Raw genomic sequence first — 20,589 nt, forward strand, 5'->3', positions numbered from 1 at the left:
CCGGTCACGCCGGTTGGGCGCGCGTGCGAGCCGCCTCGCCGAGCGCGGCAGCCACCCGCTCGACCACCGCCGGCCAGTCGCCGGGCCTCGCCTGCCGGAACAACCTCGCGGACGGATACCACGGGCAGTCGTCGCGTTCGAGCAGCCAGCGCCAGTCCGGCACGCGCGGCAGCAGCACCCAGACGGGCCGCCCGAGCGCACCGGCCAGGTGCGCGACCGACGTGTCGACGCTGATCACGAGATCGAGCGTGTCGACCAGCGCGGCCGTCTCGGAGAAATCCTGCAGTGCGTCCGCGAACGACAGCACGCCGCTTGAGGCGAACGCATCGGCATCGCGCGCCCGCACCTGCGGCTGCAGGCTTACGAACGTCACGTCGAGCGCACCGCACTCGACGAGCGGCGCGAGCGCGGCGAACGGTATCGAGCGGTTTTCGTCGTTCGCATGGCGCGGATTGCCGGACCATGCGAGCCCGACCCGCAATCGGCCCGACGGCGCAAGTGCATCGAGCCGCTGCACCCACGCAGCGCGCCGTCGCGCATCGGCGCGCAGATACGGCACGTCGGCCGGCACCGTATCGAGCGTCGTGCGGAACGCGTACGGCAGGCTCATCAGCGGACACTGCAGGTCGAACGCCGGCATCGGCTGCCCTTCGGTGACGACCCGGCTCACGCCGCGCAGCGTGCCGAGCAGCTCGCCGAGCTCGGCCGGCGCCTCGACGATCACGGTCGCGCCAAGGTCGTGTGCGAGGCTTGCGTAGCGGCAGAACTGCAGCGTGTCGCCGTAGCCCTGCTCCGCATGCAGCAGCAGCGTGCGGCCCGCGAGCGGTTCGTCGCCGGTCCACAGTGGCCGGTCCGCATGACGTCGGTGCAGCATCACGTCGGCCGCCTCCCAGCGCGCCTCGTGCTGTGGCCAGCCCGCGTCGAAATCGCCCATCAGCAACCGGCAGAACGCCTCCGAGCGGCGCGCGGCGCCATGATTCGGATCGCGGCGGCATGCTTCGACGTAATCGTTCAGCGCGGCGTCATCGTCGCCAAGGTGCTGGCGCGCGAGCGCACGCGTGAACAAGGCCTGCGCCGTTTCCGCCGGTGCGGCCGCCGCCGTTGCATGGCTCGCGAGCGCCTCGTCGTAGCGGCCGAGTTGCTGCAGCGCGAGCGCGCGGTTGTAATGCAGTTCCGCATGCGGGCCCGTCAGCGCCAGCGCCGCGTCGTAATCGGCGAGCGCGTCGTCGAACCGGCCGAGCGCACGCAGCGCGGCCGCGCGGTTGCGGCGTGCGTCGATATCGTCGGGATGGCGCGCCAGCGCTTGCGCGTAGGCTTCAGCGGCTTCCGCATGGCGCTCGAGCCCGAGCAGCGCATTGCCGCGCCCGACCCACGCGGCAACATTGCCGCGATTCAGCGCGAGCAGCCGGTCGCAGCGCTTCAGCAATTCGTCGCGGGCGTGCAGCAAATCCAGCGCGACGCAACTCGCGTACAGCAACTGCTCGTCCTTCGGCAGCCGCGCGAGCCCTTCGTCGAGACACGCGAGCGCGTCGGCCGGGCGGCCGAGTTCGGTCATCACGACGCCGCATGCGTAGACGAGTTCGGGCGTCTTGCCGCGCACGACCATCGCGAGCTGATAGCTGTGCAGCGCCTGCTCGCGATGGCCGAGCGCGCGCAGCGCATGCCCGCGCTCGATGTTCGCGGCCGCATCGTTCGGGTCGATCCGCAATGCGCGCTCGATGCTGATCAGCGCATCGGCAGGCCGTTCGAGCCGCCGCAACGTCTCGCCGCGCTTGCGCCACGCGGTTGCGTGCGCCGGTTCGCGCACGAGCGCCCGATCGTAGGCCGCGAGCGCCGCGTCGTATTGTCCGAGCGCGAGTAGCGCATCGCCGCGCGCCGCATGCGACGGTGCATGGTCCGGATCGGTCGCGAGCGCGCGATCGGCGAGCGCGAGTGCGTCGCGATGACGGCCGACACCGGTCAGCGCCGCCGCGTGGTTCGCCAGATTCCACGGCTGGTTCAATCCGAACTTCATCGAGCGCGCAATCAGCGGCTCCGCCCGTGCGGGATCGCCAAGCTGCAGATGTACGAGGCCGAGCAGGTGCAGCGCCTCGACATGATCCGGCGCCATCGTCAGCACCCCTTCGTAGAGCCGTCCGGCTCCCGCGAAGTCGCGCTGTTCGAGACGCGTGCGCGCATTGCGCAGCGCATCGGCGAGCACCGCATGCAGCGGCACGGCCACGGCACCCGGTACGGCGCCGGCCATCGGCGCGGCCTCGCGGCGCGCACTCATCGCGCGCCTCCGCCGACGAGCGCCGGCAACTCGGCCGCGATCCGCTCGACGACGGCCGCCCACTGCCCGCCCTCGGGCTGGCGGAACAACCGCGCCGACGGATACCACGGGCTGTCGTCCCGCTCGAGCAGCCAGCGGAAATCGGGCGTATGCGGAATCATCAGCGCGAGCGGCCGGCCGAGTGCGCCGGCAAGGTGCGCGACGGACGTATCGACGCTGACGATGCCGTCCATCAGCGCGGTCAGTGCCGCCGTATCGGCGAAGTCCTGGAGTTCGTCGCCGACGAAGCGCACCGCGCACGCGTCGAGCACCGGACGATCCTCGTCGCGGACCACCTTCTGCAGGCTGATCCATTCGTAGCGGTCGTCGAACAGCGGCAGCAGATCCGCGAACGTCATCGAGCGGTTACGGTCGTTCAGGTGCAGCGGGTTGCCGGCCCATACGAGGCCGATTCGCGGCCGCGTCGCTGCGCCGAGCCGTTCGCGCCATTGCGCGACCCGCACGGGGTCGGCGGCGAGATACGGTACGTCGGCCGGAATCGACACCAGGTCCGTGCGGAATTCGAGCGGCAGGCTCAGCAGCGGGCAATGCAGGTCGAAAGGCGGCAGCGGCTCGCCGCGCGCGACGAGCGTATCGACGCCGTCGAGCGTCGCGAACAGCGTCTTCAGTTCGACCGGCGCTTCGAGCACGACGCGCGCGCCGAGCGCTTTCACGAGCGGCACGTAGCGGCAGAACTGCAGCGTGTCGCCGAGCCCCTGTTCCGGGTACAGCAGGATCGTCTTGCCGTCGAGCGGCATCCCGTGGGTCCAGCGCGGCTGCGCGAACGTGCGCCGGCTCGCGTCGAGCTGCGTGTCGCGCCAGCGCCATTCGTATTCGGCCCAGCCGGCTTCGAAATCGCCGATCGACAAACACAGGAACGCACGCATGCAGTGTGCGAGCACGTAGTCGGGATCGATGTCGATCGCATCGGCATACGCCTGTCGCGCGGCGTCGTGGCGCCGCAGCGCGCGCAGCGCATTGCCCTTGTGAAAGTGAGCGAGCTTGTCGCGCGGCGTCGCGTCGATCACGCGCGCAAAATCGTCGAGCGCGGCCGCGTAGCGGTGCGTTTCGAGCGCCACGCGGCCGCGCGTGAACCAGGCCGGCACATAGCTTTCGGCAAGCGCAAGCGCGCGGTCGCACATGTCGCGCGCGTCGTCGTGACGCTCGACGCGCATCAGCGCGCTCGCGTAGTTGCACAGCACGCCGGGACTACCCGGTTCCACGTCGAGTGCGCGCGCATAGCTGTCGATCGCGTCGCGATAGCGCTCCAGATGACTGGCCGCATTGCCGCGGTTCGCCAGTGCCCGCGCATGGTGCGGATCGATCGCGAGCACGCGGTCGCAGCGTACGAGCGCCTCGTCGTGCCGGCCGAGCTGCTCGAGTGCGATCGAACTGTTGAAGATCGCATCGACGAAGGTCGGGCTCGCCGCGATCGCCGCGTTGAAATCCGCGAGCGCGCGTTCGGGCTCGTGCAGATCCAGATACGCGACGCCGCGCAGGAACAGCACCTCGGCGCTGCCGGGCGTCTGCGCGAGTGCGTGGCCGTAGCTGTCGACCGCATCGCGGAAGCGGCCGAGTTCGCGCAGCGCGAGGCCGCGCCCGCGCATCGCGTCGAACGAACGCCCGGCCAGCGCGATCGATCGATCGCAATCGGCGAGCGCTTCGTCGTGGTGGCCGAGCGCGCGCAGCATGTCGCTGCGCTTCACATAGCCGTCGGCAAAACCGGGCGTCAGCTCGAGCAGCCGATCGTAGACTGCACACGCGTCGTCGTACCGCGCGAGTTGCGCGAGCAGGCCCGCGCGCTGGAACAGCACGCGCTGATGGACGGGATTGATCGCGAGCGCTTCGTCGAGCCGCGCCAGCGCGTCGTGCTCGCGCCCGAGCCCGGTCAGCACCGCCGCGTAATTCGCGAGCGCGAGCGGCACCGGCTGGCGCTCGATCGAGCGCCGCATCAGCGGTTCGGCATCGGCGAGGCGCCCTTGCTGGAAGCGCACCGCGCCGAGCAGGTGCAGCGCCTCCGGATGCTCGGGATCGAGCGCCAGCAGCTCGGTATACGCATTCTCCGCATGCTGCAGCGCGCCCTCGTGGTGTGCCTTGCGCGCACGCAAGAGCAGCCGGTCGAGTTGCGCGGCGTCGGGCGGACGGCGATCCGGCGCGACCGGCGCGCTCGCGAGTGTCGTCCCTTCCCCGTTCGGTGTCATCGTGTGGCCCCCACTTGTCGCTGTTCGTGTCGCGTGTCGTGTCTAACGTGTCATCGGCGCGATCGCGGCACGCACCGCGTCGATCGCGCCCGTCCAGTCGCCCGGCGCCGCCTGCCGGAACAGCCGCGCGGACGGATACCACGGGCTGTCGCCGCGGGTCCGCATCCAGCGCCACTCCGCCGGATCGGGCAGCAGCACCCACACCGCGCGGCCCAGCGCGCCCGCCAGGTGCGCGACGGCGGAATCGACCGCGATCACGAGATCCAGCGCACCGATCAGCGCGGCCGTGTCCGCGAAGTCGCCGAGTTCGTCATCGACGCGAAGCACCGGCGCCGCCGCGAGCAGCGCCGCGTCGCGTTCGCGCACGGGTTTTTGCAGGCTGATCCAGTCGACGTCGAGATCGAACAGCGGCGCGAGCCGCGCGAAATCGATCGACCGGTTGTGATCGTTCCGATGCTCCGGATTGCCGGCCCACGCGATCCCGATCCGCGGTCGGCGCCGTTCGCCGAGCAGCGCCTCCCACTGGCGCGTGCGCTGCGGGTCGGCATGCAGATAGGCGCCGTCATACGGAATCGTGGCTTCGTCGGTGCTGAACGCGTACGGCAGGCTCAACAACGGCGCCTGGCAGTCGAACGCCGGCAACGGATCGCCGCGCGCGATCACGTCGACCGCCCCGGGCAGCGACGCCATCAGCGCGCGCAATTGCGGCTGCACCTCGAACACGACCCGTGCGCCGCGCGCGGCCACCAGCGGCACATAGCGGCAGAAATGCAGCGTGTCGCCGAAACCTTGTTCCGCATGAATCAGCACCGTCCGGCCGTCGAGCGGCGTGTCGCCCTGCCATGCCGGCTGCGTGAACGGCCGGTAGTGCCGCGCCAACTGCGCGTCGCGCAGCCGCCATTCGTATTCGAGCCAGCCGCGCGCGAAATCGCCTTCGATCAGATACAGCGACGCGCGCGCGAAATGCGCTTCGGCGTAGTCGGGACGCAGCGCGATCGCGCGGTCGTACGCGGCGAGTGCGTCGTCCGCGCGCGCCGTTTCGAAATACAGGTTGCCGCGGTTGAGCCAGTTCGTCGCGTGATCGGGACGCAGCGCGAGCGCGCGGTCGAGCGACACCATCGCTTCGTCGTAGCGATGCAGGTCCTGCAATACGTTGCTGCGGTTGGTCCAGGCCTCGGCGAACCGCGGGTCGCGCGCAAGCGCGGCGTCGTAGCTCGCCAGCGCGTCGTCGTAGCGCTTCAGGTAACGCAACGCGGTGCCGCGGTTGCACAACGTCTCCGCCGAGTGCGAATCGAGCGCCAGCGCGCGCGCATAGGCGGCCAGCGCGTCGTCGTGGCGCTTGAGCTGCAGCAACGCGTTGCCGCGACTCGCATGGGCGCGGACATGATCCGGATCGAACGCCAGCACGCGCTCGCAGCGGGCCAGCGCTTCGTCCGCGCGGCCGAGCCGTTCGAGCGCGACCGCGCTGTTGTAGAGCACGTCGATCCGCGCGGGATCGGCCGCGATCGCTTCGTTGAAGGCGTCGAGCGCCTCGCCCGGTCGATCGAGGTCGATCAACGTACGGCCGCGCTCGGCCATGATCTCGGCCACGCCGGGCCGGATCGCGTTTGCGCGCTCGAAGCACTGCAGCGCATCGGCCGGCCGCTGCAGTTCGCGCAGCACGAGGCCGCGGTTGAACCACGATTCGAACGAACGCGGGTCGACCATCAGCGCGCGATCGTAGGTATCGAGCGCCTCGTCGAAGCGGCGCAGCGCACGCAGCGCGCTGCCGCGATTGCACAGCGCATCGAGGACGAGCGGCGATACCGCGAGCGCGCGGTCGAACGACGCGAGCGCGTCGTCGTAGCGTCGCAATCCGAGCAGCGTATTGCCGCGGCGCACGAGCGTCTGCACGTCGTCGGGTGTCGTGCGCAGCGCGGCCGCGAAATGCTCGAGCGCCTCGCCGGCACGGCCGCGCTCGCCGGCGATCGCGCCGAGATCCGACAGCACGCGCGTGCCGGGTGCGATCGCGATCGACTGGCGCAGCAACGCTTCAGCCGCGTCGGCCGCGCCGCGCTGGAACTGCAGCACGCCGTACAGGTGCAATGCCTGGGGGTTGTCCGGCTCCTTCTCCAGCACGGCGAGATATTCGCGCGCCGCGTCGTCGAACCGTCCGGCGCTATGCCAGTTTTGCGCGCGGCTCAGGATCGCCGCCGCTTGCCGTTGACCGCGCGCGTCGAGTCCCGACGCGCCCGCGTGTGCATCATGCCGGTGCTCGACCGTCACGTTACCCCCTTCCCGTTTGCCGATGCCGCCACTGGCCCGGTTCAATGGAACCGGTCGCGATGGTCATCCTCGTCACGAGACTAACGGACGGGTAATAACAGACGTATGACGAAAGTTACGGACCATTTTGCCCGGGGGACGGATCGCGTTCCGCGCCGTGAGCCACCCGCGCCGTCGTCACTGGCCGATCGGGATCGTCCGCACGTATTCGACGGCCGGCGCGCCCATCGTGATCGCGAAGCGCACGCCGCGCGGCAGCGGCATGCCGAGCGACGTGATGTTGCTGACGCCGTGCTGCGCGAGAAACTGCGCATAGCTCTGCTCGATGACGGTCTGGCTCGTCGTCCATCCGCCCGGCGGAATCCACACCGAAAGCTGCATCGTCCGCGCATCGTTGCTGACCACCACGCGCGCGAACGCATCCATGTGCTGCAGCGCGTCCTCCACGTCGGCCAGCGACGCGAGCGGCTGCGACGCGCTGCGCACGAGCTCGCGCCCCTTGAGCTGATAGCGCACGACCTGCATCTGCGCCGGTCCGCCGCCGACGCCGAGATGGCGCACCATCACGAGCTCGTTCGGCCGGATGCGCAGCGGCGGCCCGAACACCTCGTCGGCCGTCACGAGGTTGATCAGGTCGAACTGCAACTGGGAGAAATAGCGGCCGAGCAGACGCGTTTGCGCCAGATTCGACGCGATATCGTCGCGCCCGCGAATCGTCGCGTCGAGACCGCGCCACGACAGCAGCGCGATCACGGCGAGCAGCGCGATCGCGACCAGCATCTCGATCAGCGTGAAGCCGCGAGCGCGTCCGGCCCCGCGACGTTCAGCGGCGCGCTTCATTCTGGATCACCGTGACGACTTCGGCGAGCACGTTACGGCTCGATGCGGACGGATAGACGCTCACCGTCACGCGCCGCACGAGCGGGCTCGGCAGCGCGGCCACCGACTGGCGGCACACGAAACGGTAGCGGCCCTGCGGGCACGCGAACGTGTTTGCGCCGACGGACGGCCAGGTCGATGCGATGCGGATCTCGCCGAGCGCGTTGTCGGCGCTCCACAACGCGAGCAGACGCATGCGCGCCGTGTCGGTGTCCGACGCGAGCGCGCCGATCGCACGCATCACGGCGCCCAGCGCCACGGCCACGATCGCCAGCGCGATCAGCACCTCGATCAGCGTGAATCCCCGTTCCGGCGCCCGCGTCGGGCGCGGTCCGCCGCGCGCATCGCGGTGGTAGTCGGTTCTGTCGTCGCACATGACCTGCATCATTCTCGTCGATGGGTCGGCGTCCGGCGGTCGAACCGCGGCGCAGGCCGCATCGCCGGCGCGACGGACGCCGTGCTCGGACGTTAAGCGCGACGTATGGCACGCACGTGTCGAATGGTACGGACCATTTGGCGCGGCGGGCGCGGGCCGACAGGCGCGCCGGCTCCGCGCGATGCGCGCATCGCGCAGGGCAAAAGACTGAAAAACGGGAAACGATCGGGAAAGCACCGCCCGGCAGCGAGCGGCCAACGGTGAAGACGATCCTCGGGCGGGATCGCCGCGACGGCGTCAGGCCATCACGGCGGCGTCATATTCGGCGCGGGCGAGCTGGCCAGCGGCGTATGCCTCGGCTTCGCCGCGAAAGCCTTCCCGGCTGAACGCCACGACTTTCACGCCGACGCCGGTCGCCCGCTTCACCGTCAGCGCCCATTGCCATCCGCCGTCTTGCTCGAAGACGTGCAGCGAGGGTGCGAAGGAAGGGTCGAGTACGGTCACGCGTTTGCTCCTGCCCCGTTGCGCGCTGCATCGGCAACGCGCGGAGGCATATCGAAAAGGTCGCGCCGGCACACCGGCGCGTTTCTGTCATTCCATAGTTTATTCAAGAATTGTTGCGACGCACCATCAGAGGTTTCACTCATCTATCGGAACCGGGCGGTCGATCGAATCTACCTGAAAGCCTTGCGGGACGGGCCTCAGCGCCGCGTCGAACCGCCCGGCATCGCGTTCGTGCGGCAACGTGCCGCACGCCCGGCCAATTGCTTGCATCACCCTTTCGTGGATCAAGAAAACGGGGCGCGATCTATTCGCCCATCATCGACACGCGCCGAAAGGTCAGGTTCACGCGTTCGCCCTGCACGGCCGGCGCCTTCGGCACGCGGTGCTGCCATTCGGCCTGCGTGCGGCCGCGCATCACGAGCAGGCTGCCATGCACGAGGCGGTACGCATGCGTGACGCCGGTCGCGCGATGGCGAAGATCGAAGACGCGCATCGCGCCGAGGCTCACCGACGCGATCACCGGCGCGTCGCCGAGTTCGGGTTCGTTGTCCGCGTGCCAGCCGAGGCTGTCCAGCCCGTTGCGATAGCGATTGAGCAGCACGCTGTTGAAACGCACGCCGCACGTCGCCTCGACCGCCTGCTTCAGCCCGAACACGGCCGGCGTCCATGGCTCGGGTACGTTGCGGATGCCCGAGTACACGTACACGGCATCCGGGTCGCCCTGCCACGCGGTGAGCCGGGGCAACGGAATGCGTCCGCGCGGCGTGCGAATCGTGTCCTGCCGCCAGGCGACCTCGTCGACGAGCGCGGCCAGCGCGCGATCGGCGTCGGGCGGCGCAAGCCAGTCCGGGTACCAGTCCACGTCCGGCACAGGCGTATCAGCGAAGAGATCGGGCGTCGACATGTCGGCAGGAACGGGTGAGAAACGGAGCGAACGATGCATGTCTGCATACTAGCCAACGGCGCCGGGCGCCGCCATGCGCTTTCATTCGCCGCCGCAAGGAAGCCGCCGTGCACCGCGATGCACGTTCGTATCGCGTCACGGCCGCCTCCCGGCCATCTGCTAGCCGCGCGTCAATCGAATCAGCGCGATCTCGGACGGCACGCCAAAGCGGTTCGGCGGCCCCCAGTAGCCGGTCCCGCGGCTGGTATACAGCCACATGTCGCCGAAGCGATTCAGCCCGCCGATCACCGGCTGCTGCAGTCGCACGAACGGCGGCCACGGCAGGAACTGGCCGCCATGCGTGTGCCCCGAAAGCTGCACGGTAAAGCCCGCGCGGTTCGCCGCTTCCGCGCTGCGCGGCTGGTGCGCGAGCAGGATCTTCGTGCCGACGTCGCGCGGCGCACCGGCCAGCGCCTGCGCGGGGTCGCTGCGATGGGCGGGATCGAATCCGCCCGCCGTGAAGTCGGTGACGCCCGCGAGCACCGCCCGTGCGCCGCCGCGCTCGATCAGCACGTGCTCGTTCAGCAGCACCGTCAACCCGATACGGCGAAACTCGTCGATCCACGCATGCGCCCCCGCGTAGTACTCGTGGTTGCCCGTCACGAGGAAGGTGCCGTGCCGCGAGCGCATCTCGCCGAGCGGCGCCGTGTGTTCGCGCAGGCGCTTGACCGAACCGTCCACCACATCGCCCGTCACGACCACCAGGTCGGCATCGAGCGCATTGACCGCGCGCACGATCCGTTCGATGTAGGGCCGCTTGATCGTCGGCCCGACGTGGATGTCGGACAGTTGCACGATCGTCAACCCGTCGAGCGCGGCCGGCAGCCCCGCGACCGGAATCGACACCCGCTTGACCGCCGCCGTGCGGCGCGCGCCGACGAACCCGATCGCGGTCACGAGCACCGCGGCCGCCAGCACACCGAGCGCCGTGTCGGGCGCGGCGCCGCTCCACGCGCCGTCATGCCCGAGATGCCGCCACGCGAGCACGCCGAGCAGCACGATTTCGCGCAGGAACGTCAGCACCAGCAGCGACGAGAAGAAGCCCATCGCGAGCGCGCCGGCCCAGCCGAACACCGTCGCCGCCCACCCTTCGTCGAAGCGGCGCGAGAACATGCCGACCGGAATCAGGACGATGAAACTCGCCAGCACGAGCACCGCGATCGTGCGCGCGAGCGGCGACACGAACGCATCGGGAATGATCCGTATCCCGACGTACAGATGGAACAGCACGCCGATTGCAATGAACCGGACAAAGAAACTTCGCATGGAACCTTCACCTTCGTTGCACTACCGTTTCCGCGACAAGCGTCGCACCGGCCGCGATGCCCGGTGCCGCGCGTCGCGCCATACGCACGATGGTACACAGATCCCGGCGGCGACGACGGGTCGCGGCCGGCGGTGCGGCGCCGTGCGGCTCTGTGGAGCTCCGCCCGACAATCGGCCATCCGCCCGCCGCCGCGTCCATGCATCGACGTCGTTCGTCGCGACGCTCGACCACGACTTCATCGGCCTGCACGAAGCGAGCACGATCCACGCCTTCCTGAAACGCGCGACCGGCCGCCGACATGCAGCGCATGCTGCGCTGGCGCATCCAGGTCAGCAACTTCGAGGCGGCCTGCCGGATGATCGACGCGAATGCCGGCGTGCTGCCCGAAGGCACCGCGCGCCGTCGTGCGAAGACGATGGCGCTGCGCCTCGTCGCGCTCTAAGGCGACTGGGCCGAGCGTGAGTTGCCGATCTGCGTCGTCGATCCCGATGCGCTGCCGCGCTTCGCACGCGATCTCGTCGACCTGCTCGTCGAGGATGTGCGCAGTCGCGCCGGGCTGACCAGATTCGGATAGGTTCGAGCAGCAATCGGCGATTTGCGCGCCGATTCCACTGCGTCGGCATGGCAAATTCCGCTGCGTAATTTCGTCTGACGATCCTTTACAGTCCGTTAGCAACCCTACGCGAGCAGATGCCGGCAGAATCGCGGCGGTCCGCCCATCGCTGCCGACCCGCTCTGCGGGACCGTCCGGCATGGCCGACGGCGCGGCCACGGCGAGCCTCGCCCCATGCCGCGAACGCGTGTCGGATCGCTGGCGATCCGCATCGCGCTGATTTATGATCGGCTCCGTATCCCGGAATCGTCGTCGCGGCGACGATCCGCATTGCGCCGCGCCCGGCATCCACCCTCAACGTCGAGCTCGTCACACCATGAGAAAAACAACGCCGCGCGCGCCTCTGCGTGTCGCCGCCGTCCTGGCGCCGGCCCTGCCGCTCGCAGGCTGCGCATCGCGCGGCGCGCCGTCCTACGTGCTGTTCGGCGCGTACTTCCCGCTGTGGCTCGTCAGCGCGATCGTCGGCATCGTCGGCGCCATCGTCGCGCACCGCGTGTTCGTCGCGACCGGCTGGGCCGCGACGGTGCCCTACCAGCTCGCCGTCTGCACCGCGATCGGGCTCGTGGTCGCCGTGATCGTCTGGCTGACCGGCACGGGGCCGTTCGCATGAAGGCCGCCGGTATCGCCCGCCCCTCCGTCAAAGGCCGCGTGATCGCGCTCGCGATCGTCGCGCTCGGCATCGCCGCGCTCGCGTACGCGTACCACCGCACGACGGCCTACCCGTCCACCGACGACGCGTCGATCGATGCAGACGTCGTGCACGTCGCGTCGCCGGTCGGCGGCCGCATCGTGCAGCTCGCGGTGCATGAAAACCAGCGCGTCGCGAAAGGCGATCTGCTGTACGTGATCGATCCCGTGCCGTACCGGCTGACCGTCGCGCAGGCGCAGGCCGATCTCGAACTCGCGCGCGCGTCGCTCGACACACGCCGCCGCTCGCTGATCGGCGAGCGCTCGAACGCGTCCGTCGCCGCCGAGCAGGTCAAGCGCGCGACGCAGAACCACGATCTCGCGACGCGCGACGTGAACCGGCTTGCACCGCTCGCCGCGCAGGGCTACGTCAGTGCGCAGCAGTTCGACCAGGCGAAGGTGCGCCAGCGCGACGCGTCCGTCTCGCTCGCGCAGGCGCAGGAGCAGCAGCGCGCGTCCGCGCAGACGATCGGCGACGACGCCGACGCGATCGCGACGCTGCATGCACGCGAAGCCGCGCTGGCCCGCGCGCAGCATGCGCTCGACGATACGGTCGTGCGCGCGCCGCACGACGGGCTCGTGACGGGCCTGAGCGTGCTCCCCGGCGAAACCCTCGCGCCGAACCAGTCGATCTTCACGCTGATTGACGCGAGCGAATGGTTCGCGGTCGGCAATTTCCGCGAGACGTCGCTCAATCGCATCGCGGTGGGCGACTGCGCGACCGTCTATTCGATGATCGACCGCGACCGCCCGATGACGGGCAAGGTCGTCGGCATCGGCGCCGGCATCGCGGACAGCGACCGCATCAACCTGCCGCGCTCGCTGCCGATCGTGCAGCGCTCGGTGAACTGGGTGCACGTCGCGCAACGCTTCCCCGTGCGCGTGAAGCTCGACGAACCCGACGGCAAGCTCGTGCGTGTCGGCGCGAGCGCGATCGTCGAGGTCCGGCATGGCTCAGCCTGCCGCTGAGGTCCGCTCGCCGGGCCCGCGCGAAGTCCTGCGGCTGCTCGGGCCGTTTCCGGGGCGCGCGGCCATGGCCGTGCGCGTCGCGCTGATCTGTGCGCTCGTGGTGCTCGTGACGAGCGGATACGGCACGCCGGAAGCCGCGATTTCCGCGTATGTCGTGTTCTTCCTGAATCGCGCCGATCGCGTGACGAGCGCCGTGCTCGCGGGCGCGATGCTGTTGCTCGTCACGCTCGTGATCGCGCTCGTGATCGGCGTCGCGATCTTCAGCATCGAGTATTCGGTGCTGCGCGTCGCATGCATGGCCGTGCTGTCGGTCGGCCTGCTCTACCTAACGTCCGCCAGCAAGCTGCGCCCGATCGGCGCGATCCTCGCGATGATCGTCGGCTTCGGGCTCGACCAGCTCGGCCTGGCGCCGGTCGGCGAAGCGGCAACGCGCGCGCTGCTCTATGCATGGCTGATGGTCGCGATCCCGGTCGGCGTGGCGATCGTCGTCAACCTGCTGATCGCGCCGTCGCCGCGCACGCTCGCGCACGCGCAGCTGGCGAAGCGGCTGCGGCTCGCCGCGCGGCGGCTGCGCGGCGACGACGACGCGCGCGCCGCCTTCGATGCCAGCCTGCGCGAAGGCGACAAGCAGTTGCTCACGTGGCTCAAGCTGTCGAAACTCGAAGGCTCGTCGTCGGGCGCCGATGTCGCCGCGTTGCGGCAGGCCGTCGCGTCGAGCACCGCGCTGCTCGTCGCGGTCGCGCTTGCGGATCGCGAACCGGAAGCGCGGCTGCCCGACGCATTCGCCACGCCGATCGCGACGACGCTCGACGAGATGGCCGCGATCCTCGAACAGCGCGGCTATCCGGTCGACGTGACGCTCGCGCTGCCCGCCGCCGATGCACTGCCGCCGCTCGCACGCGTCGTCGCGACGGACCTGCACGCCGCGATCACGCAGTTCGCGCAACCGCCCGCAATCGACGCACCGGCCGCATCGACCGACACCGCCGATACCCGCGCCGCCGACGAACCGGCGGAAGCCACCGCACCACCCGCCCCGCGCGGCGGCTTCTTCGCACCGGACGCGCGTACCAACCCCGACCACATCCGCTATGCGCTGAAGACGACGGCCGCCGCCATGTTCTGCTACCTGCTGTACTCGCAGCTCGACTGGTCCGGCATCCATACCTGCTTCATCACCTGCTACATGGTGTCGCTCGGCTCGACGGCCGAAACGGTCGAGAAGCTCACGCTGCGCATCGCCGGCTGCATCGTCGGCGCGCTGATCGGCACCGCCGCGCTCGTGTTCGTCGTCCCGTCGCTGTCGTCGATCGGCGAACTGATGGCGCTCGTCTTCGCCGGCGCGTGGCTGTCCGCGTGGGTCGCGTTCGGATCGCCGCGCATCGCGTACGCGGGTTTCCAGGTCGCGTTCGCGTTCTTCCTGTGCGTGATCCAGGGCGCTGGCCCCGGCTTCGACCTGACGCTCGCGCGCGATCGCACGATCGGCATTCTGCTCGGCAACGTCGTCGTGTATCTCGTGTTCACGCGCATCTGGCCGGTCAGCATCGCCAAGCAGATCGACACGACGCTCGCGGCGCTGCTCGACCAGTGGCGCCGCGTGGCGCAGATCGCGCAGCCGGCCGAACGGCGCGCGCTGGCCGCCGAAGCGTTCGCCCGCCACGGCGCGATCTCACAGGAGCTCGGCCTGATCCATTACGAACCGTCGTGGGTGCGGCCAGCCGCGACGTGGCTCGCCACCCGGCGGCGCGCGCTCGCGGAACTCGGTGCGATCGAAGGCCCGCTGTTCCTGCTCGCCGAACGCAAGCCCGGCGACGCGGCGATCGGCGCGCGACTCGCGCGCGTGACCGCGCCGGGCGATGACGAAACCGCGCCCCGCACGAATGCCCCGGCGCCACCGTCGGGCGCCGCCCCCACCGACCCCGCGCGCGACGCGCTGCTGAACCTGATCGACACGCGGCTCGCCCATATCGCCGACGCCGCCCGTCAAGCCACACCGAAGGAGCCCGCCCCTCATGCGTCTACCTGAACCGCCGGCCGCCTCGATCGCCGCCGCCGCGCTCGCGACCGCCGTCGCGCTGGCCGGCTGCGCGACGTCGTCGATCGATCTGGCGCCGGAGGCGTCCGACCGCCCGTGGCAGCCGCAAACGTCGGCCGCGGGCGACATCGTGGCGGCGCCGCCGCGCACTTCCGCGCAAGGTGCACACGACTACACGCTGCCTGCATCGCCGGCGCTCGCGTCGGTTTCGGCGCCGGCCGCGCTCGATGCCGCGCATGCGTACACGCTGCCCGAACTGATCGATCTCGCGGAATCCGCGAACCCGCTGACCCGCATCGCATGGAACGACGCGCGCAACGCGGCGCTCGCGGTCGGCCTCGCCAAGTCCGCGTATCTGCCGCGCCTGTCGGCGACGGCAATGGGCGCGTACCAGGCGAACCACGGCTCGACGTCGACGATCCTCGGCGATTCGTCCAGCAACACCACCGTGCACGGCACGATTTCGGCGCTGTCGCTGCAATGGCTGCTGTTCGATTTCGGCGGCCGCGCGGCGCGCGTCGAAGCGGCCGAACAGGCGTCGATCGCTTCCAACGTCGCGTTCACGGCCGTGCACCAGCAGGTCATCCACGACGTGACGGTCTCCTATTACCGCTACGACGCCGCACGCTCGCGCGCCCTCAGCGCACGACAGGGCCTCGCGAACGCGGATGCGATCCTCGCGGCGTCCCGCGCGCGGCTCAAGCACGGCGTCGGAACGGTCGTCGAGCTCGCCCAGGCGACGCAGAACCGCGCGCAGGCGAACCTCGCGCTCGTGCAGGCAAACGGCGCCGAAAGCGACAGCTACCTCGCCCTCGTCTCCGCGCTCGGCATCTCGCCGCTGTCGAAGCCGACGATCGCCGCGCTGCCGAAGCGGTCGCTGCCGCCCGCGCTCGGTTCGTCGGTCGACGCGATCGTGTCGGACGCGATCGCGCGCCGTCCCGATCTGCAGGGCGCGTTCGCGGTCGAAAAGGCCAATCGCGCGAAGATCAAGGCGGCGCAAGCCGCGTTCATGCCGAAGATCTTCCTGTCCGCGTCGACGTCGTATGCGAGCGGCGGCACGGCCATCTCCGCGCTGCCCGCGATCGGCGACCAGGCGCCGACCGTCAACCTGAACGGCAGCCGCTACGGCGGCGGCGTGTTCCTCGGCGTGACGATCCCGCTGTACGACGGCGGCCTGCGCTCGGCCGTGCTGATGCAGGCGCGCAACGACGCGGAAAGCGCATCCGCGCGCCTCACGCGGACCAAGGAGGAAGCGGTGCGCCAGGTCGTCGCCGCGCAGAACGCGGTGCAGACGAGCCTGGCGTCGCACGACGCCGCGAAGGCGCTCGTCGAAGCTGCGCAAACGAGCTACGACGCGGCGCTGACCGCGTACCGGAACGGCGTCGGCTCCGTCACCGACGCGACGATCGCGCAAAGCCAGTTGCTCGCCGCGCGCAATGCGGAAGTCGACAGCTATGCCGGCGCATTGTCGGCCGCCGCCGCGCTCGCGCTCGCGACGGGCACGATCGGTTCGGCGCAGTAGCGCCACCGCAAGGCGGTTGACGCGGGCGCGCGCCGCCCACTAGAATGCCGCCCATTCTTCCTTCAGGAACCATCGTGGACAGTTGCAGCACCCCGCTGCGTGCGCCGCTTGCCGCCTGAACGCCTGTCCGCCGCAGTTCTCCTGCCCCGGCTCGCGTTCCGCGAGCCGCACGCCATCCGTTTCACATTGAATGACGCATTCGCGCGGTACAGTACCGCGCGATGACGGCCATCGCCGCGTCGCCTTCGGCCTGCGCCGCGACGACGCGAGCCGGCATGCGCTTCTTGCACGGCAGGACAACCATGACTTTCGATTTCGCACTCCGTCTTTTCACCGCGTTCGCCTGCGGCGTCGCCATCGGCCTCGAGCGCCAGATGCGCCAGCGCACGGCCGGCCTGCGCACCATCACGCTCGTCGCGAGCGGCGCGTGCCTGTTCGTCACGCTCGGCGTGCTGACCGGCAACGGCGTCGCGGGCGTCACGCAGATCGCCGCGTATGTCGTGTCCGGCGTCGGCTTTCTCGGCGGCGGCGTGATCATGCGCGACAAGGGTTCGATCCAGGGCATCAACACGGCCGCGACGCTCTGGTGCTCGGCTGCCGTCGGCGTGCTGTCCGGCTCCGGTCACTACGTGCCCGCGCTCGCCGGCACCGGCGTCGTGCTGCTCACCAATACGGTGCTGCGCGGCGTCAGCCAGGCCATCAACGCGACGCCCGTCTCGAATGCCGATCTCGTGCGCGAATACCAGATCACCGTGATTTGCCTCGCAGCCGACGAAGTGCACATCCGCACGCTGCTGTCGAACGCGATGTATGCGAAGCCGCTGTCGTTCCAGAGCCTCACGAGCGAGGACGTGCCCGAACAACCGGACCGGCTGAAGGTGACCGCGACGCTGAAGCTGCATCCGAAGGATCAGCAGAAGCTCGAGCAGATCGCGAGCCGGATGAGCATGGAGAAAAGCATTTCCAGCGTGAGCTGGACCGCGAAGGAAGCGGAGCCGATGATGGAATGAGCCGCGACGGCGGCTGCCGCATCCGGCGCCGCCGTCGCGTCGCGTCACGTCACGTCACGGCGCTTCGATGAGCCCGGCCGAGATCGCCTTGACGACCGCCTGGACCTTGTTGGTCGCGCCGAGTTTCTCGAGGATGTTGTTCACGTGGAAGTTGACCGTCCGCTCCGAGATGCTGAGGATCTGGCCGATTTCGCACGCGGTCTTGCCCTCGGCCGTCCAGCACAGCACCTCGCGCTCGCGCGCGGTCAGCGTGACGCCCGCCGCGGGGGACAGCTTCGGCACCATGAAGCGGCTCATCAGCGAATGCGACAGGTTCGCGAGCCAGTTCGTCTGCAGCGTCAGCATGTTGATCTCGGCCGGCGTCAGCCGGTCGGCATGACGGGCGATGCTCAGCAGACCGAACGCGCCGCGCGCCGCCCAGCTCGACTGCGCAACGCCCACCGACAGTCCGAAATCCCGCGCGTCCTGCCACAGCGGGCATGGGTCGATGTTATCGACGTCGGGCCAGACGATCATGTTGGTGCTGAGCGCGCCATCGCGGACCGTCGAGTCGATCTCGATATAGTTCCGCGCCTGATAGTGCGCCATCCAGCCGCCCGGATAGGTATTGAAGATGGCGACCGCCGGCTTCGAAACGGGCAACGGTACGCGAATGCCGTAACAGCAGTATTCGAATCCCAGCCGCTTGGAATAGGCGGCGATCCGCTGGAAGAGCTGCTGCTCGTCTTCCGCGGCGCTGAATTGTTGATAGGCATCCTGCCAGCGCAGTTCCATTCTTTCTCCGACAACGTCACGCTGTCATACTTGTCAGGTTCCAGCACCCGTTCGAGGCTGATACATTCCGCGCATGACTTCACCCTTGCTGCACCCTGTCCCCGGCCCGTCCCCGGACGGCTACGTACGCCTGTCAGAAGGCGCACTGGCCACGCTCGTGCTCGACCATGTCGCGAGCGGCCTCGATCCCTCGCTGCTGGCCGAACTGCGCGACAACGCGATCGACGCCCGCCTCGCCGGCTATACCGAATGGCATCGCGCGGCCGGTGCCGGCGTCGCCTACGTGACGGTCGGCTGGGACTGGTACCTCGAACGCGCGACGGGCACGTTCGTGATCGCGGGCGGCGACGTCCGCAGCAACGTGATGGCCATCGACGCCAGGGGCGCCGACATCGGCATGTTCCGCACGGCCGCCGCGCTCGCCGCGCGGCTCGCCGCCATCGACTGGCCTGCCGCGGTCGCGTCGGCCCTGCTCGGGCACAACGACGCCTATCATGCCGGTCCGACGCTCCAGTGACAACCGGCCGCGCATTCCTCTGACGATTTTGCGAGACTGGCGCTCTTTATAAGCAAAAGCGGCCCGGTTTTCAATCCCGTCGATCAAGAAACCGTTACCACCACGCAAATGGCGTCTTTACGCCGTCACCCTGTAAGAGTTACCAGTTACAGGCCCCTCGTGCCGCGCGCTGTAATGGATGCATACAAAAGCACAGATCCGAGGACATCCATGCAGACCTTCGTTCACGAGGAAGGGCGGTTGCCACACGAACTCGCGGTGGATCTCGGGCGCTATCGGCGCCGCGTGTTCGTCGAACAGCTCGGTTGGGCGCTCCCATCGGCGAACGAAAGTTTCGAGCGTGACCAGTTCGATCGCGACGACACCGTCTACGTGTTCGCGCGAAATGCCGACGGCGACATGTGCGGATGCGCGCGCCTGCTACCGACGACGCGCCCGTATCTGCTGAAGTCGTTGTTCGCCGACCTGGTCGCCGAGGACATGCCGCTGCCGCAATCGGCCGCCGTGTGGGAGTTGTCCCGCTTCGCGGCGACCGACGACGAAGGCGGCCCGGGCAACGCCGAGTGGGCCGTGCGCCCGATGCTCGCGGCCGTCGTCGAATGCGCGGCGCAGCTCGGCGCGCGACAGCTGATCGGCGTGACGTTCGCGAGCATGGAGCGGCTGTTCCGCCGGATCGGTATACACGCGCACCGTGCAGGCCCGCCGAAGCAGGTGGACGGACGTCTGGTGGTCGCGTGCTGGATCGACATCGATTCGCAAACGTTTGCGGCATTAGGAATCGAGCCGGGGTTAGCCGCCCGGCCAGCTATCGCCGCCTGAGCCGGAATGCACGTTTCCGTCCGGGCGGCATCGTAACGAAGGAGAATCAACGTGGACCAGTCCCAGGTCTTTCGCGCGATGATGCCCGGGTTGACGAGCACCAGCGGCGCCCGCATCGCGGTCGCCTATCCGTCGTTTCCCAGGCCGTTGCCGCTCGTGCGGCTCGATCGCCGCGGGCTCGTGTTTCGTGCCGCCGGCGCCGCGCCGCTCGTGTGCGGGCTGCCGCGCCCGGCCACCCTGCTGGTCGCGGACGAGCCGCTGTGCTCGCTGCGCCTCGTGATCCGCGACATCGTCGCGACCGGCGACGGCCGGCACGACCTGACGATGCAGCCGTCCGGCGCCGCCGGCGACGAATTGCTCTGGCATGCGTTGCGCGATCGCGAGCCGTACCGGCGGATCCGGCATCCGCTCGCGCCGGTCGATCTGCCCATCGCGATCGACCGCGAGCCGCATGCGGCGGCCGGCGAACCCGCCGCGCGCCCGTCGCGCAGCGCGGCTTTCCGCCTGCCGTGCCACAGCGACGCGCTGTTCTTCGCCGACTGGCTCGAATATCACTTCGACGAACTACGCGCGCTATCGCAACAGCACGGGCCGCAACTACAGCTCAATCAGCTCGAACGACAGGTTGACGATGACGAAGTCGGCGTGCGTTTCGTCTACGACATCGACGGGCATGCGACGCGGCACGCATTGACCGACTGCGCGCGTGAGGCGTGTGCATGGATCGAGACGGAAATGCGCAGCAAATACGCGCTGCCCGTCGCGCAAGAGCGGTTTGGCGCGTTCGCGGCGCACGCACGGGCCGCCGGCATGTGAATGAGGCCATGCCGCGCACCGCCATGCGGCATGCCGCGCGCGGGCAGGTTGTGCGGATACAACGAAGGGCTTGCAAGCGTC

17 protein-coding genes and 1 pseudogene are annotated in these 20,589 nt (G+C 69.4%); 9 read left to right on the forward strand and 9 right to left on the reverse strand.

The window, feature by feature from the left end; all coding sequences use genetic code 11:
- Positions 1 to 4: 4 nt before the first annotated feature.
- The 8 genes from CFB46_RS27935 to CFB46_RS27970 all read right to left on the reverse strand — a co-directional run bounded on the left by CFB46_RS27935 (position 5) and on the right by CFB46_RS27970 (position 10,745).
- Entirely contained in the window at positions 5 to 2,245 is a 2,241-nt protein-coding gene (locus CFB46_RS27935; protein ID WP_089502392.1) for a tetratricopeptide repeat protein, read from the reverse strand.
- Between the two features lie 23 nt (positions 2,246 to 2,268).
- Positions 2,269 to 4,512 (reverse strand): tetratricopeptide repeat protein, encoded by a 2,244-nt coding sequence (locus CFB46_RS27940; protein WP_089501985.1) that lies wholly within the window; start codon positions 4,510 to 4,512, stop codon positions 2,269 to 2,271.
- Between the two features lie 42 nt (positions 4,513 to 4,554).
- Positions 4,555 to 6,777, reverse strand: a complete 2,223-nt coding sequence (locus tag CFB46_RS27945; RefSeq protein ID WP_089501986.1) for a tetratricopeptide repeat protein — start codon at positions 6,775 to 6,777, stop codon at positions 4,555 to 4,557.
- 177 nt (positions 6,778 to 6,954) lie between these two features.
- Positions 6,955 to 7,617 carry a PulJ/GspJ family protein gene (locus CFB46_RS27950; RefSeq protein ID WP_089501987.1) on the reverse strand — a complete coding sequence of 221 codons (663 nt, stop codon included), beginning with the start codon at positions 7,615 to 7,617 and terminating at the stop codon, positions 6,955 to 6,957.
- Positions 7,601 to 8,032 carry a type II secretion system minor pseudopilin GspI gene (gene gspI / locus CFB46_RS27955; protein ID WP_027780992.1) on the reverse strand — a complete coding sequence of 144 codons (432 nt, stop codon included), beginning with the start codon at positions 8,030 to 8,032 and terminating at the stop codon, positions 7,601 to 7,603. The genes CFB46_RS27950 and gspI overlap by 17 nt, the downstream gene beginning before the upstream one ends.
- Before the next feature lie 297 nt (positions 8,033 to 8,329).
- Positions 8,330 to 8,536, reverse strand: coding sequence for a hypothetical protein (locus CFB46_RS27960; RefSeq protein ID WP_027780993.1), 207 nt, complete (start codon positions 8,534 to 8,536; stop codon positions 8,330 to 8,332).
- A 304-nt stretch (positions 8,537 to 8,840) separates the two neighbouring features.
- Positions 8,841 to 9,440 carry an alpha-ketoglutarate-dependent dioxygenase AlkB family protein gene (locus tag CFB46_RS27965; protein ID WP_179235125.1) on the reverse strand — a complete coding sequence of 200 codons (600 nt, stop codon included), beginning with the start codon at positions 9,438 to 9,440 and terminating at the stop codon, positions 8,841 to 8,843.
- Between the two features lie 159 nt (positions 9,441 to 9,599).
- A complete protein-coding gene (locus CFB46_RS27970; RefSeq protein ID WP_089501989.1) occupies positions 9,600 to 10,745 on the reverse strand; it encodes a metallophosphoesterase in 1,146 nt (381 codons plus the stop codon).
- 199 nt (positions 10,746 to 10,944) lie between these two features.
- On the opposite strand from CFB46_RS27970, the pseudogene CFB46_RS36790 reads away from it, so the two are divergent.
- The 6 genes and pseudogenes from CFB46_RS36790 to CFB46_RS28010 form a co-directional block, all read left to right on the forward strand.
- Positions 10,945 to 11,320: pseudogene (locus CFB46_RS36790) on the forward strand (LysR family transcriptional regulator); the annotation flags it as partial.
- Between the two features lie 355 nt (positions 11,321 to 11,675).
- On the forward strand, positions 11,676 to 11,969 hold the full coding sequence (locus CFB46_RS27985) for a hypothetical protein (protein WP_012339766.1): 294 nt from the start codon (positions 11,676 to 11,678) through the stop codon (positions 11,967 to 11,969).
- Entirely contained in the window at positions 11,966 to 13,015 is a 1,050-nt protein-coding gene (gene mdtN, locus CFB46_RS27990; RefSeq protein ID WP_089501990.1) for a multidrug transporter subunit MdtN, read from the forward strand. Before CFB46_RS27985 ends, mdtN begins: the two co-directional genes overlap by 4 nt.
- Positions 12,996 to 15,041: an FUSC family protein gene (locus tag CFB46_RS27995; RefSeq protein WP_089501991.1), complete on the forward strand. Its 2,046-nt coding sequence runs from the start codon at positions 12,996 to 12,998 to the stop codon at positions 15,039 to 15,041. Before mdtN ends, CFB46_RS27995 begins: the two co-directional genes overlap by 20 nt.
- Complete coding sequence (locus CFB46_RS28000) at positions 15,028 to 16,572, forward strand: TolC family protein (RefSeq protein WP_089501992.1); 1,545 nt, start codon at positions 15,028 to 15,030, stop codon at positions 16,570 to 16,572. The genes CFB46_RS27995 and CFB46_RS28000 overlap by 14 nt, the downstream gene beginning before the upstream one ends.
- Before the next feature lie 302 nt (positions 16,573 to 16,874).
- Complete coding sequence (locus CFB46_RS28010) at positions 16,875 to 17,582, forward strand: MgtC/SapB family protein (RefSeq protein WP_027780999.1); 708 nt, start codon at positions 16,875 to 16,877, stop codon at positions 17,580 to 17,582.
- A 54-nt stretch (positions 17,583 to 17,636) separates the two neighbouring features.
- Here the strand turns inward: CFB46_RS28010 and CFB46_RS28015 are convergent, their stop codons facing one another.
- Entirely contained in the window at positions 17,637 to 18,356 is a 720-nt protein-coding gene (locus CFB46_RS28015) for an autoinducer binding domain-containing protein (protein WP_027781000.1), read from the reverse strand.
- 73 nt (positions 18,357 to 18,429) lie between these two features.
- Here CFB46_RS28015 and CFB46_RS28020 point away from each other — a divergent pair, with 73 nt between their 5' ends.
- From CFB46_RS28020 to CFB46_RS28030, 3 genes are all read left to right on the forward strand, one after another.
- Positions 18,430 to 18,873, forward strand: a complete 444-nt coding sequence (locus CFB46_RS28020) for a DUF4902 domain-containing protein (protein ID WP_089501993.1) — start codon at positions 18,430 to 18,432, stop codon at positions 18,871 to 18,873.
- Between the two features lie 210 nt (positions 18,874 to 19,083).
- Positions 19,084 to 19,692 (forward strand): acyl-homoserine-lactone synthase, encoded by a 609-nt coding sequence (locus CFB46_RS28025; protein ID WP_089501994.1) that lies wholly within the window; start codon positions 19,084 to 19,086, stop codon positions 19,690 to 19,692.
- A 51-nt stretch (positions 19,693 to 19,743) separates the two neighbouring features.
- Positions 19,744 to 20,508: a hypothetical protein gene (locus CFB46_RS28030; RefSeq protein ID WP_179235126.1), complete on the forward strand. Its 765-nt coding sequence runs from the start codon at positions 19,744 to 19,746 to the stop codon at positions 20,506 to 20,508.
- Positions 20,509 to 20,589: the final 81 nt, after the last annotated feature.

The sequence above is a fragment of the Burkholderia sp. HI2761 genome, from assembly GCF_002223355.1.
In the GTDB taxonomy this organism is placed as follows: domain Bacteria; phylum Pseudomonadota; class Gammaproteobacteria; order Burkholderiales; family Burkholderiaceae; genus Burkholderia.